Origin of the sequence: Streptomyces lunalinharesii (assembly GCF_039532155.1) — a bacterium.
Classification (GTDB): Bacteria; Actinomycetota; Actinomycetes; order Streptomycetales; family Streptomycetaceae; genus Streptomyces; species Streptomyces lunalinharesii.
The window spans coordinates 761,618-774,889 of sequence record NZ_BAAARK010000001.1; the positions used below are offsets into that span (position 1 = coordinate 761,618).

The 13,272-nt window shown below is 75.2% G+C and carries 10 protein-coding genes; 5 read left to right on the forward strand and 5 right to left on the reverse strand.

From position 1 onward, the window contains the following. Window positions 1-113: 113 nt before the first annotated feature. Window positions 114-1,499, reverse strand: coding sequence for an amino acid permease (locus tag ABD385_RS03480; RefSeq protein WP_344573368.1), 1,386 nt, complete (start codon window positions 1,497-1,499; stop codon window positions 114-116). Window positions 1,500-1,798: 299 nt separating this feature from the next. Next, on the reverse strand, window positions 1,799-3,907 hold the full coding sequence (locus ABD385_RS03485) for a phage holin family protein (RefSeq protein WP_344573369.1): 2,109 nt from the start codon (window positions 3,905-3,907) through the stop codon (window positions 1,799-1,801). 302 nt (window positions 3,908-4,209) lie between these two features. Between ABD385_RS03485 and ABD385_RS03490 the strand changes: the two genes are divergently transcribed. Both ABD385_RS03490 and ABD385_RS03495 read left to right on the forward strand, forming a co-directional pair. Further along, entirely contained in the window at window positions 4,210-5,061 is an 852-nt protein-coding gene (locus tag ABD385_RS03490) for an MBL fold metallo-hydrolase (RefSeq protein WP_344573370.1), read from the forward strand. Continuing rightward, window positions 5,058-5,753: a DedA family protein gene (locus ABD385_RS03495; protein ID WP_344573371.1), complete on the forward strand. Its 696-nt coding sequence runs from the start codon at window positions 5,058-5,060 to the stop codon at window positions 5,751-5,753. Before ABD385_RS03490 ends, ABD385_RS03495 begins: the two co-directional genes overlap by 4 nt. A 172-nt stretch (window positions 5,754-5,925) precedes the next feature. Here the strand turns inward: ABD385_RS03495 and ABD385_RS03500 are convergent, their stop codons facing one another. The 3 genes from ABD385_RS03500 to ABD385_RS03510 all read right to left on the reverse strand — a co-directional run bounded on the left by ABD385_RS03500 (window position 5,926) and on the right by ABD385_RS03510 (window position 9,645). Next, window positions 5,926-7,107, reverse strand: a complete 1,182-nt coding sequence (locus tag ABD385_RS03500; RefSeq protein WP_344573372.1) for an MBL fold metallo-hydrolase — start codon at window positions 7,105-7,107, stop codon at window positions 5,926-5,928. 295 nt (window positions 7,108-7,402) lie between these two features. Continuing rightward, window positions 7,403-8,716: an aminotransferase class I/II-fold pyridoxal phosphate-dependent enzyme gene (locus ABD385_RS03505; protein ID WP_344573373.1), complete on the reverse strand. Its 1,314-nt coding sequence runs from the start codon at window positions 8,714-8,716 to the stop codon at window positions 7,403-7,405. Window positions 8,717-9,201: 485 nt separating this feature from the next. Next, a complete protein-coding gene (locus ABD385_RS03510) occupies window positions 9,202-9,645 on the reverse strand; it encodes a GNAT family N-acetyltransferase (protein WP_344573374.1) in 444 nt (147 codons plus the stop codon). A gap of 377 nt (window positions 9,646-10,022) precedes the next feature. Here ABD385_RS03510 and ABD385_RS03515 point away from each other — a divergent pair, with 377 nt between their 5' ends. From ABD385_RS03515 to ABD385_RS03525, 3 genes are all read left to right on the forward strand, one after another. Beyond that, window positions 10,023-11,510, forward strand: a complete 1,488-nt coding sequence (locus ABD385_RS03515) for a bifunctional phosphatase PAP2/diacylglycerol kinase family protein (protein ID WP_344573375.1) — start codon at window positions 10,023-10,025, stop codon at window positions 11,508-11,510. A 446-nt stretch (window positions 11,511-11,956) separates the two neighbouring features. Then, window positions 11,957-12,772: a methyltransferase domain-containing protein gene (locus ABD385_RS03520; protein WP_344573376.1), complete on the forward strand. Its 816-nt coding sequence runs from the start codon at window positions 11,957-11,959 to the stop codon at window positions 12,770-12,772. Between the two features lie 113 nt (window positions 12,773-12,885). After that, window positions 12,886-13,239, forward strand: coding sequence for a VOC family protein (locus tag ABD385_RS03525; RefSeq protein WP_344573377.1), 354 nt, complete (start codon window positions 12,886-12,888; stop codon window positions 13,237-13,239). Window positions 13,240-13,272 lie beyond the last annotated feature (33 nt).

The window sequence follows — 13,272 nt, forward strand, 5'->3', positions numbered from 1 at the left end:
GATGCCCCGACTCTGCCGGAGCGCGGGGAGCGGGTCGATTACCGGAAAGGTAATGCCCCTGGTCGCAGCGGTGCGGCCAGGGGCAGGGGTCCGGGCGGGACGGTCGGCGGGGGTCAGCCCGCCGCGGGGCCGGTGGGCGCGACCGGGGCCGCCGAAGCGTCCGCGGTGGGCTCCGCGGGGGCTTCCCCGGCGGCGTCCGAGCGGGCTCCGCGGCCCGTCGACCGGCGGGCGGCCATCAGCGCGTACACCAGGATCCCGGCGAAGAGGAACAGCACGCCCTGGTAGATCGCGGCGTAGCCGGCGCCGGCGACCAGCCAGAAGGTGAAGCCGAAGGCGACCAGCGCGAGCGTCATGTCGCGGGCGAAGCGGCCGGGGCGGACCCGGTCGCGACGGCCGGTGAGCAGGAAGTAGACCTGCGCGCCGGCGGCGAGGAGGTAGGGCACGGTGGCCGAGAAGGTCGTGATCAGCACCAGGGTCTCGAAGACCCCGCCGCTGCCGGTGAAGTAGTTGATCACGGTCAGGGCGCTGGCCAGCACCGCGGCGGCCAGCACCCCGAAGGTCGGCACCCCGCGCCGCTTGGTGAGGAACGCGGCCGGGAAGAGGCCGTCCTTGGCGGCGGCGTACGGGGACTGCGCGCTCATCAGCGTCCAGCCGTTGAGCGCGCCGATGATGGAGATCACGGCGGCGGCCGCGATGAGCGTTCCGCCCCAGTGGCCGCCGAACATCGCGTCCACGGCGTCGGAGAACGGCGCCTTGGAGTGCACCAGCTTGTCGTGCGGGACGGTGCCGAAGACCGACGCGGTGCCCAGCAGGTAGACCACGGCGGCGCCGATGGTGCCCAGGACGGTGGCCCGGCCGACGTTCCGCTCGGGGTTGCGGACCTCGCCGGCGCTCATCGCGGCCGACTCCACGCCCACGTAGCTGTAGAGCAGGATCGCGGCCGCCGCGGACAGTCCGCCCAGGGTGCTGCCGCCGCCCTCGTGGAACGAACCGAGCTTGTGCGGGTCGAAGAAGAACAGGCCGACGACCGCAATGAACAGCAGCGGCACGAACTTCAGGACCGTGGCGACCAGTTGGACCGCGCCGACGTACCGGGTGCCCGCGAAGTTGGCGAGCGCCGGCAGCCACAGTGCGCCCAACGCGACCATCAGGTCGACGCCGCGGGACTCGTGGCCGGGGAAGAGCACGTGGACGTAGCCGACGGCGGCCACCGCCAGTGCAGCGTTGCTGACCCAGGTCATGGTCCAGTACGACCAGGCGGAGAGGAACCCGGCGAAGTCGCCGAACGCCTCGCGGGCGTAGACGTAGGGCCCGCCGGTGTCGGGGTGGCGCTGGGCGAGCCGTCCGAAGACCAGGGCGAGGGAGATCGCGCCGAGGGTGAGGACGCCGAAGGCGACCAGGCTGATGGTGCCGAAGGGGGCGACCGAGGCCGGCAGCAGGAAGATGCCGCCGCCGATGATGTTGCCCATCACCAGGGCGGTGGCCGTCAGCAAGTTCATCCGGAACGGGCGCTGTGCTGATGCGTGCAGGTCAGAGGCGGCAGGGGTGGCCTCTGCAGTGGGATCGCGATGCATGGTGGTGTGACGCGTCTCTCATCGTGCGGGCTCGCCGGGGTGCCGGCTGAGCCAATGGTCACCGGCCGCACGCACCACTCAAAATCGCCGCGAATCGTCCTGTCGAAGCCCCCCGCCGGGCGAATTTCTTCGGCGGGGCCGCCCGGCCACCGAACGGTCCGCCGGGGTGGCACGACGTGTCGCCGCTGGTCAGGGGCCGGACGGCCGCGCACCGGGGCCGGCGGTCAGCCGGTGAACCGGTCGGCCGGCTCCGGTCCCGGCTCCGACCCGGGCTCGCGGTGCGGGCGCTGTGTCCCGGCGCCGACGGGCAGGTGCGGGCCGTGCGCCTCCCGCAGCCAGCGGCGCAGCACCTGGTGGACCTGCTCGGCGCCGGTCAGCGGCGTGCCGTCCGCAACCGGCGGGGAGAGTTCCGCGGGCCACAACAGGAAGGGCCGGCTCTGCGGGCCGCCCAGCCCGCCGTGCGAGCCGATCTGCTCCTCGAAGGCGTGCACCGCGCCGGTCGCCGGCTCGCAGACGGAGTTGATCATGAGGTCGGCGACGTGCGGGAACCGGTCGGTGCGGCGGACCGCGGCCGCCGCACCGGGCCCGAAGGGCGCCAGCGGATCGGCGCCGATCACCCGGCCGCCGTCGAGGTGGTGCTCGCCGCCGTCCGGCCCCAGCACCACCGGGCCGTGCGCGGCCGAGCGGACGAGGACGAAGCCGATGCCCGGGTGACCGGCGAGCGTGTCGAGCAGCGCCGGGTAGCGGCGGTCCACCTCCTCTCGGGTGATCCGGCCGGGGACGTCCGGGAAGGACACCAGACCGAGGTTCCCGGAGGCCAGGACGATCGGCTGCGCACCGCGCCGGTCCCCGTCCGACGGGCCCTCGGGCCGGCCCAGCGCCGCCCGCGCGGCCTCCCGGGCCTCGGCGCCACTGGGGGTGCGCCCGGCCTTGCCCCGGACCGGCAGCCCGCACCCGGCGCGGACCAGGTCCCCCAGGGTCAGCCCGTAGCGGTCCCGGAAGGTCGCCCCGGGGCTCTGGCCGTGGTCGGAGAGCAGCACGACGCGGTACGGCCGGGGCGCGTGCCGGGCGGCCTCGGCGATCAGCGCGATGCACCGGTCCAGGCGGCGCAGCACCTGGTGGGTGTCGCGGTGCACGGGCCCCGAGTGGTGGGCCACCTCGTCGTAGGCGACCAGGTCGGCGTAGACGGCGGTGCGGCCCGCCAGCATGTCGCCGACGACCGCCGCGACCACCACGTCCCGCTCGACGACCGTGGCGAAGGCCCGGATGACCGGGTACAGGCCGCCGCGCTTGACGCGCGGGCGCTCGCGGCGGCAGCGGCTGCGCAGCGCCTGCCCGACCTCCCGCAGGACGTCGGCGACGAACGAGACGGCGGTGCGGGTGGCGTTGGCCGGGTCGGAGAAGTAGGCGAAGTAGCCGGCCCGGGAGCGGTTGCGCCGCCCGCGCCGGGCGGCCACCGACATCACCAGGGCGACCTGGTCGGCGCCGCCGCTGAAGAGGTTGCCGCGGCTGGCGCCGTCGTGCGCGAGCAGGCCCTCGTCGCCGGTGCGGGCGACGGCGCGGCGTTGGAGTTCGGCGGCGCTGCTGGGCCGGTTGCTGACGACGAGGCCGCCGGTCTCCTTCTCGTACCAGCGGAAGGCGGGCAGATCCTCGTTGCTGCCGTGCAGGAGGGCGAGTTGGCTGGCACCGGTCTGGCTGGACCAGTCGGTGTGCCACGGCGTCAGTCGGTGGCTGGACTCGATCCAGCGGGCGACGGTCGGCATCAGCGGCTGCTCGCCGCGGGTCGCCGCCTGGAGGACGTCGTGCCCGACGCCGTCGATCTGGAGGAAGACCGTGCCCGGCGTGGCGGGTCCGCGGCCCGCGCGGGCCCGCCGGCCCCGCCGTCCGGCCAGTCGCACCAGGCGCCGTCGGTACGCCTCGTCGTTGCGCACCGCCAGGAAGGTGGAGGTCGCCGACGACGCCGCGGACATCACCGCCGCGACGATCACCGCGGTCTCCGGTGTGCTCCGCCCCCGACCGGCCGTCATCACGTCCAGCGCGACCAGCAGCAGCGAGCCGTTGAGGAAGAACACCAACAACCCGAGCACCAGCGCCGGCACCAACAGCAGCGCACGCACCAGCAGCGGCCACACCAGGGCGCTGAGCAGGCCGAACGCGCCGGCTCCGAGCGCCGCGGTGAGCGCGGTGCGGGTGAGGCTGTCGCCGCCGGCGGCCTGCAGCCGGAAGTCCGGCAGCACCGCGGCCAGGGCCAGCAGGGTCAGGCTGGAGACCGCCCAGACGGCCAGCACCCTCAGGAGGGCGCCGCCCAGGGCCTTCCACCGCGCGGTCCGCACGCCGTCCCGTCCTCCGCACTCCGGCCCGCCGCACCGGCCGGGCGGGCATTCCGGCCAAGGGTGTCATCAAACCGGCCGGGTGTCATAAAGCGGGCGGCGGCAAGTGGGCGGGGCGTCGAACGGTGGCCGCCGCGCCGACGGCCGACACCCGCTTCCCGGGGGACCGGGGCTCCGCTTCCCCGGCGATGAGGCAGGATCGGTAGGGATCGAAGCGGGGACGGCCGGCTCCGGAGCGGAGCGACCGCCCGCACATCCGACGCCGGGCGGCGCACGACCCGGCCGGACCGGGAGGTGGACGGAGCGTGTCGCTGGAGGTCACCTGGTGGGGCCATGCCACGGTGACGGTCGAGGATTCCGGGGTGCGGGTGCTGACCGACCCGCTGTTCGCGACCCGGCTCGCCCACCTGCGGCGCCGCCGCGGCGCCCTGCCGCCGCCCGAGGCGGCCCGCGCCGACGTGGTCCTCATCTCCCACCTGCACGCCGACCACCTGCACCCGGCGTCGCTGGCCCGGCTCGCCCCCGGCACCCGGCTGGTCGTGCCGCACGGCGCGCCGGCCGCCGTCCCGGGACTGCGCCGGGTGGCGGCGGCCAGGCGCCTGCCCGTCATCGAACTGCGGCCGGGCGAGGAGTGCCGCATCGCCCCGACGACCGGACCGCCGCCCGCGGCCCCCGGTGGCGCCGCCGCCCCGGACGGCGCGGCCGCTCCGCGCGCCCTGACCGTCCGTGCGGTGCGCGCCGTGCACGACGGGCGGCGACTACCCTACGGGCCGCATCGCGTCCCGGCCCTCGGCTACGTCCTGCACGGCACGGCCCGCACCTACTTCGCCGGCGACACCGGGCTGTTCGAGGAGTTGCCGGACGAGGTCGGGCCGTGCGAGCTGGCGCTGCTGCCGGTGGGCGGCTGGGGCCCGTTCCTCGGCCACGGCCACTTGGACGCCCGCCGGGCCGCGGTGGCCGCCGCCCGACTCGCGCCGTTCAGCGCCGTGCCGGTGCACTATGGCACCTACTGGCCCATCGGTCTGGACGCGGTGCGACCGCACGAGTTCCACACGCCGGGCCAGGAGTTCGAACGGCAGGCCGCGCTGCTCGCGCCGGGGGTCACGGTGCACCGGCTGGCGCACGGCGAGTCCGTCCGCCCGAGGACCCGCCGATGACGGCCGCCGCCGGCACCGTGGCCGCGGCGACGTTGGCGGACGGCCTCCACCAGGTGGTCGCCCACGTCCCGCCGGAGTCGACCCAGCAAGCGGTGGGCTACCCGTCGCTGTTCCTGCTGGTGGTGCTGGGCTCGCTGGTGCCCGTCGTCCCCACCGGCGCGGTGGTCAGTTCGGCCGCGGTGGTCGCCTTCCACCACAGTTCGCCGCTGGCGCTGCTGTTCGTCTTCGTGGTCGCGTCGGGCGCCGCGTTCCTCGGGGACCTGGGCCTTTACTGGCTCGGGCGACGCGGTGTCCGCTCGCGCAACGGCTCGCGCTGGCTGGCCCGGCTGCGGGCCCGTGCCGCGCCGGAACGCCTGGCGCAGGCGCAGCAACGGCTGCGGGAACACGGCGTGCTGGTCCTGGTCCTCTCCCGGCTGGTCCCGGCCGGGAGGATCCCGATCATGCTGGCCTGTCTGCTCGCCGGCATGCCGCCGCGGCGCTTCGCCCGCGGCGACCTCCCGGCATGCCTGGCCTGGGCGGCGACGTACCAGCTGCTCGGCCTGCTGGGCGGCTCCCTCTTCCCCGAGCCCTGGCAGGGCGTGGCCGCCGCGATCGGCCTCACCGTGCTGTTCGGCGCCGCCCCGGCCGCATGGCGCCGCCTCCGCCCGGCACCGCCGGTCGCCGAGGGGCGGACGGCGGACGGGGACGGCTGAGGGGGCGGCCGCGGGGGCAGTTGGGGCGGTCGGGGCGGTTGCTGCCGCGGGCGCGGCGCGGGAAGGGTCGGAACGGTCACCGCGGCCCCCGCATCACCGCCGCAGCCGCACCCTCCGCATCGACCACCCCATCCACATCATCATCCACATCAACCGCAGCCGAGCGGGGCCCTCACCGTTCCGCCAACACCCGGGAGGCGCCCACCGGGAGGTCCCACAGGTCCGACCGCGGACGGCCGGTCGCCGCCCACGCGGCCCGGATGCGGTGCAACGGCTCCAGCGGAGGTTCGGCGGACAGCAGGAACGTCGACCAGTGCATCGGCGCCAGGACCCGCGCACCCACGTCCTGGCAGGCCCGCACCGCCTCCTCCGGGTCGGTGTGCACCGGCCGCAGCATCCAGCGCGGGTCGTACGCCCCGATGGGCAGCAGCGCCAGATCGATGTCCCGGTAGCGGCGGCCGATCTCCTCGAACCAGTGGCCGTAGCCGGTGTCCCCCGCGAAGTGGACCCGCCGCCCGTCCGGAGCGGTGAGCACCCAGCCGCCCCACAGGGACCGACAGGTGTCGGTCAGCGTCCGCTTGCTCCAGTGGTGCGCGGGCACGAAGTCGACCCGCACCGGGCCGTCCGGGCCGGGCAGTTCCACCGCCTCCCACCAGTCCAGGTCCGTGACCCGGGTGAACCCGCGCCGCCGGGCCCAGACCGCCAACCCCGCGGGCAGCAACAACGGGACGTCACGCGGCAACCGCTTCAACGTCGGGGCGTCCAGGTGGTCGTAGTGGTTGTGGCTGATGACGACGGCGTCGACCGGCGGCAGGTCCTCCCAACGGACCCCGACAGGGGTGACCCGGGCAGGCGTACCGAGGATCTTCCGCGACCACACCGGGTCGGTGAGGACGGTCAGCCCGCCGATCCGGACGACCCAACTGGCGTGCCCGGCCCAGGTCAGCGCGACGGTCGACGGTCCGACCCGCGGCATCGGGCCGGGCTCGAAGGGGAGTTGCTGGATCTGCTGGAGCATCTCGGGGGACGGGCGGAGCTTGCCCTCCCGCGCGATCCGGGCCAGCGCGCGGACGCCGGGCAGCGGCGCCGTCAACCGGTCGGTGAAGTCCCGGGGCCAGGTGCGCGGCTCGCCCAGGGGGCGCGGCTCGGCGAGCGGTGGCGGCGGCGCGGTCGCCGGGAGCGCCACGGTGGCGGTGTGCCCGGCCGCGTCCACGGCCACGGCGCCGTGGCCGGTACCAAGGGTGCCGCCGTGCCCCTCGTCGCCGGGACGGTCGTCCGCACCCGCACGCGGCTCGGCGCGGGCGGGCTCGTCCAGGGAGCGCCCGGCGGGAGAACGCTCGGTCTGTTCGGTCATCTAGGGGCTCCATTCGATGGCCGGCGGAACCGCAGTGCGGAACCGGACGTCACGAGGCGGGCGGGTGGGCCACGGCGGGAACGCGACGGCGGAGGGGGAACGGAGGGGCGGGGCAAGCAGTGCTGGGCGACGAAGGCGCAGCAGCGCGCCGCAGGCGACGACACCGACGACGACGAGGGCTCGGGCGCGCCGGGGCCCGAACCGGAACCGGGCCACGGACGGCTGGCACAAGGCCGGGCCCCCGGGGCGGCACCGGCATCGCGCCGCCACCCCGGGCACTGCTGCGGCCACCGGCTCAGCGGTCCTCGCCCCCTTCCGCGTCCGGCCCCCGCACCGCGCCCAAGTCCCCCGCCGCCGGTGCCTCCCCGGCGCGCGCCGCGCCCGCAGAACGGTTCGGCCGCCCCCGCGCCCCGCCCAGTTCGGCCAGCGTCCGCTCCAGGTCCCGCAACCCCGCCCGCACGTGCGGCAGCGTCAGGGGGTCCGCCGCGTCCAACGTCCGCTGTCGCAGCGCCATGTCGGCGCCGAGCAGCCCGTCCACCCCCAGCCGCACCCGCAGGGCCGCCGGATCGTCCTCGAAACGGTGGCCCCCGCGGGCCGCCCACTGCGCCAACTCCCTTTCCAGACAGGCCGATCCGACGATCCCGCGGTCACCGAGCGGCCGCCGCAACGGTTCGAGGTCGGCGTACAGATGGCTGCCCGCGTGCGGCGGACGGCACAGTGCGCCGGCCCCGGTGAGCGCGCGGTGCAGCGCCCCGGTGAGCGCCCCGTACACGCGCGCGGCGACCGCGGTCCGTTCCCGCACGGCGTCGGGTTCACCGAGCGCGTGGGTGACCGCGCCGGCCAGCGGCCCGGGAAGCGGGGTGTGCAACCGGGCGAGCGTCTGGCCCACCGCGTCCCGTAGGACGGCGCCCCGGCGGGTGCCGGGGAATCGGGCCAGCGCGACGGGCCAGGAGACGGGCAGCAGTGCGGCCCGCAGATCGGTCAGCACCACGACCTCGCCGGGCAGCATCTCGGCCGGGCTGAGCACCACGGTGTCGTGCGGATCGTGCAGCAGGTCCCGGCGCGACTCGTCGCTGACGAGCCACAGCCCCTCCTCCGCCGCCGCCTCGCACACCTCGTGCAGTTGCTCCGGCGGCGCACAGGTGCCGGTCGGGTCGTCAGCGATCGAGAGCACCAGGACGCGCGGCGTGTCCCCGTGCATCCGGGCCCGCCGTACGGTCTCCAGCAGCGCGAACGGGTCCGGCAGCCCGCCCGATTCGGCCGGCACCGGCGTCACGTGCACCGGCCGGCCGAGCAGCCGGGCCGGCGGCGCGTACCACTCGGCGCACGGCCGCGGCAGCAGCACCGCACCGTCCACCGCGGCGTACAGGGCAAGGAGCAGGGCGGCCGCCCCGGGCGCGGCGAGCACCCGGTCGGGCGGGGTGAACAGGCCGCGGCGCTCCCAGTAGCCGCAGGCGGCGGTGCGCAGCGGCGCGGAGCCACCGGGAGGTTCGGGGGCGGTGCGACCGGCGACGGCGGCGAGGTGCGCGGCGAGTTCCGGGAGGACCGGCAGGCCCGCCGGCGGGGCCGGATCCGGCTCCCGCTGCGGATCCGGTGCGGTCCGCTGCATCCGTACCTCCACTCCACGGCGGCCGGTCGATCGTGGGCCCATCACATGATGAACGGCCCCGACCACCTTCGCAGATCACGGGGGTGGCGACCGCGGACGACACGTCAACGGAGGGTGACCGCGCCCCCCTGAGCCGAACGGCACCGTCGCCGCACGGGGACGCGGCCGTAGTGGGGCGTCATCGTGGCCATACGGGAGCGTTGCCGTGGCCGTACGGGAGCGTTGCCGTGCGGGAACGTTCCCGCACGACAGGGCCGGGCGGGTCCGTCCTCGTACGGCGTCGCCGGGCCCGCCCCGGCGGGCCCGGCAGTTACAGCCGGTGCATCGCCGAGGGCCGCCGACGCGCCCCCGCTCCCCCGGAGAGACAACGGCCGGCTGCGCCCAAACGGGGCTGCCCACGCCCAGACGGGGCACCGCCCGCCGCCGCCGAGGCGCCCGCCCCATCTGCCTCGTCCGTCCCGTCTGCCTCGTCTGCCCCGTCCGCCCTACGGCGCCTCGTACCGGTGCACGCGCACCTCTTCCGCGACGGACCCCGGCGCGCTCCACTCCTGCCGTTCGGTGCCGCGCCGCACCCAGCCCCGCCGCTCGTACAGCGCAACCGCCGCGGAGTCGGAGGTCTTCACTTCCAGGACGAGCCGCACCCCGCGGGCCGCCGCCTCCGCCTCGACGGCGGCCAGCAACCGCGCGCCGAGGCCGCGGCCGCGCGCACCGGGCGCAACGTAGAGACGGCTGACCTCACGCCCGCACAGCGCGGCGTGACCGAGCACCACCCCCGCCGCCTCGGCGACCCAGGCGGCGGTCAGCCCGTCAGGAGTGAGCCACCGCTGCGGCTCAGCGGGCCAGTGATGGGGGTAACCGCTGTCCGCGTGCACGTCGGCGAGGACCGCGACGCAGCCACCGAGGTCCGCGTCGACCCGCCGCCGCACCACCTCCGGCGACCGTCCCCCATCGCCCGCCACACCACCACGCGTCCCGCACATCGCCGCCGCCCCCTACTCATCCGTCCCCGGGCTCGACACCGGCCCCGACACCGGCCCCGTCCGCACCACTTCCCCCCATCCTCACAGCCGCACCTCTATGCCTCCACCCCTCCATTCGTCCCTCCCTCCGCACCTCCCTCTCACCGCGCCAGCCACACGCCCCCCACAGAGGTCACCGGCCCCAGAACCATGCGTCCTTCCCCGTTCCTCTTCCTCCTCTTCCTCCTCCTCTTCCTCCTCCTTTTCCTGTTCCTCCTCCTGTTGCTTTTCCCTCCCCCACACCGGCTCCCCGGCCTGCGCCGTCCCTCCCGGGGTACAGGAGACCCATGCGAACGCCAACGCTCCTCACCCACCTCGACCGGTGGGCCTTCGACCGGATCGCCACCCGCGAGTGGCCGGGCGCCCAGCGCGTCCTGCCCAAGCTGACCCGCAGCGCCAACCACGGACTCCTGTGGTTCGGCGTGGCGGCCGGAGCGGCGGCGCTCGGCGGGCGGCCCGCACGACGGGCCGCCGTGCGCGGCATCGCCTCGTTGGCCGTGGCCTCCGCAACGGTGAACACCCTCGGCAAGCGCTCCGTGCGCCGCGCCCGGCCGCTGCTGGACGCCGTCCCGGCGATGCGGCGGCTCCACCGCCAGCCCTTCACCTCCTCGTTCCCGTCCGGGCACGCGGCCTCGGCGGCCGCCTTCGTCACCGGTGTCGCCTTCGAGAACAAGTGGTGGGGGCTGGCCCTCGCACCGGTCGCCGCCTCCGTCGCGTTCTCCCGCGTCTACACGGGCGTGCACTATCCGGGCGACGTGTTGGCGGGCGCCGCGCTCGGCGTGGGCGCGGCCTTCGCGGTCCGCGGCTTCGCACCCACCCGCGCCCAACTGGCCCCGCCCGCCCGGCCGCGCGCCGAGGCGCCCGCGCTGCCCGGTGGGCGCGGACTGTTCGTGGTCGCGAACGCGGGCTCCGGCCAGCGTTCCGGCCCGCGCCTCGACCGGGCTTCGGAGGTGTACGGGGTCCTCCCGCACGCCGAGGTCGTGGTCTGCGGCGATCCTGACGGGCCACCGCTGGACAAGGCCCTGGAGGAAGCCGCCGAACAGGCCAAGGCGCGCGGCGGCGCACTGGGCGTGCTGGGCGGCGACGGCACCGTCAACGCGGCGGCCACGGTCGCGGTACGGCACGGCCTGCCGCTGGCCGTTCTGCCGGGCGGCACCCTCAACCACTTCGCCTACGACCTCGGGATCGAGACCTACGCGGAGGCGGCACGCGCCGTGGAGAGCGGCGAGGCCGTCGCGGTGGACGTGGCGCGTTTCCGGGCCGAACCGCACCAGGAAGGCCAACGCTTCCTCAACACCTTCTCCATCGGCGCGTATCCGGAGCTGGTGCGGATCCGGGAGCGGTGGGCGCACCGCATCGGTGCCTGGCCCGCCGGGGTCCTCGCCGCGTGGGAGGTGCTGCGCACCGCCGCGCCGCTCAGTATGGAGATCGACGGTGAACGGCGCTCGGTCTGGCTGCTGTTCGTCGGCAACTGCCAGTACCGCGGCCTGGGCACCGCTCCCGTCCGCCGTCACGACCTCGCCGACGGCGTGCTCGACGTCCGGGTGGTGCACGGCGGCCGGCTGGCCCGCACCCGACTCCTCGCCGCTGCCCTCTTGGGCACCCCGCGCAGCTCCCCGGTCCTGGGCGAGGCACGCCTTCCCCGACTGCGGATCGGCGGCCTCCCGGACGACGTGCCGCTCGCCTTCGACGGCGAAGTGACCACGGTGAACGGCGAGTTGGCCCTGGAGAAGAACAACGAGGCCCTCACCGTCTACCGCCTCCTCCCAACCTGAACCGCACATCCCACCTGGCCCACCTGACCCTCCTGCACTGACTGGGCCGCCTGACCCGACTGGGCCGCCTGGGCTTCCTGCACCTCCTCTGTCCCTCCTGTCCCTCCTGTCCCTCCTGCCGACCGCGTCCCGCCTCGGACGCAGCTGACGCTCGACCTCTCCCCCGGGCCCCCGCCCCCGGGGCCCCACCCCCTCCCCACCCTCACCCCCTCCCCCAACACCCCACCCCACTCCCCACGCACCCCACCCCACACCCCTTCTCACGCCCCAGCGCCCAGTTACCTAGCCCTCACCTCTCCCCCACGTCCACATCGCAAGACACCACTCTCGCAATACGAGACAGCCGCGTACGGTGTGAGGGCAGCACGCCACTGGGCTTCCGCACCCGGCCGTGGCCCGTCACGGCTTCGCGCGGCAGCTCTCCGACGCCCGCGAAGGAGCCGTCCATGCCGCAGGAATCCGCCGTCTACACCCACGGTCACCACGAGTCCGTACTGCGCTCGCACACCTGGCGCACCGCCGCCAACTCGGCTGCCTACCTGCTGGGTTCACTGCGTCCCCACATGCAGGTCCTGGACATCGGCTGCGGCCCCGGCACCATCACCGCCGACCTGGCCGGCCTGGTGCCGGACGGCCACGTCACCGGCCTGGAGCACGCACCCGCCGTGCTGGAGCAGGCCCGCGCCACGGCCGCCGCCCGCGGAGTGGAGAACATCCACTTCACGGTCGGCGACGTCCACGCACTGGACTTCCCCGACGACACCTTCTGCGTGACGCACGCCCACCAAGTCCTTCAGCACGTGGGCGATCCCGTGCAGGCGCTGCGCGAGATGCGTCGCGTCACGAAGCCCGGCGGCATCGTCGCCGTCCGCGATTCGGACTACGCCACCATGACCTGGTATCCGGAAGTCGAGGGCATGGACGGCTGGTTGGACCTGTACCAACGGGTGGCGCGCGCCAACGGCGGCGAGCCGGACGCCGGACGCCGACTGCACGCCTGGGCGCGCCAGGCCGGTTTCCCGTCGGAGAACATCACCGCGTCCGCGAGTGCCTGGTGCTACCGGACCCCGGAGGAGCGGGCCTGGTGGTCGGAGCTGTGGGCGGACCGCACGGTCGCCTCCTCCTACGCCGAGCTGGCGGTGGACGGCGGGCACGCCTCCACTGAGGAGCTGTCCCGCATCGCCGCGACGTGGCGGGAGTGGGGAGCCCGGGAGGACGGATGGTTCGCGATGCTGCACGGCGAGGTGCTGTGCCGGGTGTGACGTAGCGTCAGACCCGGCTCGCCGTCACGCCGCCTCCATCGCGTGGGCACGGCGTGGTCACACCGTGCCCCGGGGTTAGCGCAGCCGCGGGAAGCCCAACTAGGCTGATCCATATGGACATTCTGGGGACCTCACTTCGGGTATGTGTCGGCGACCTCGATGCCGCGGTCAAGGTGTACGAGCGGTTGACCGGCGCCGAGGCGATCCGCTTCCAGCGCGGCGGGGTGGCGGTCGCGGCGGTCGGGTGCTTCTTCCTGATGAGCGGCCCGGAAGCGGAGCTGTCGGTACTGCGGAAGATCGCCGCGACCATCGCCGTGCAGGACGTCGACGTGGCGGTGGCCGATCTCACCGCGGTCGGCGCCGACATCATCGCCGGGCCGCTGGCCACGCCCATCGGCCGCAATCTGATCGCCCGTCATCCGGACGGGTCGGTCTTCGAGTACGTCGACCGCAGCCAGGGCGCCTAGGCACCATCGCGCGACGTGTGGCGCCGCACGTCG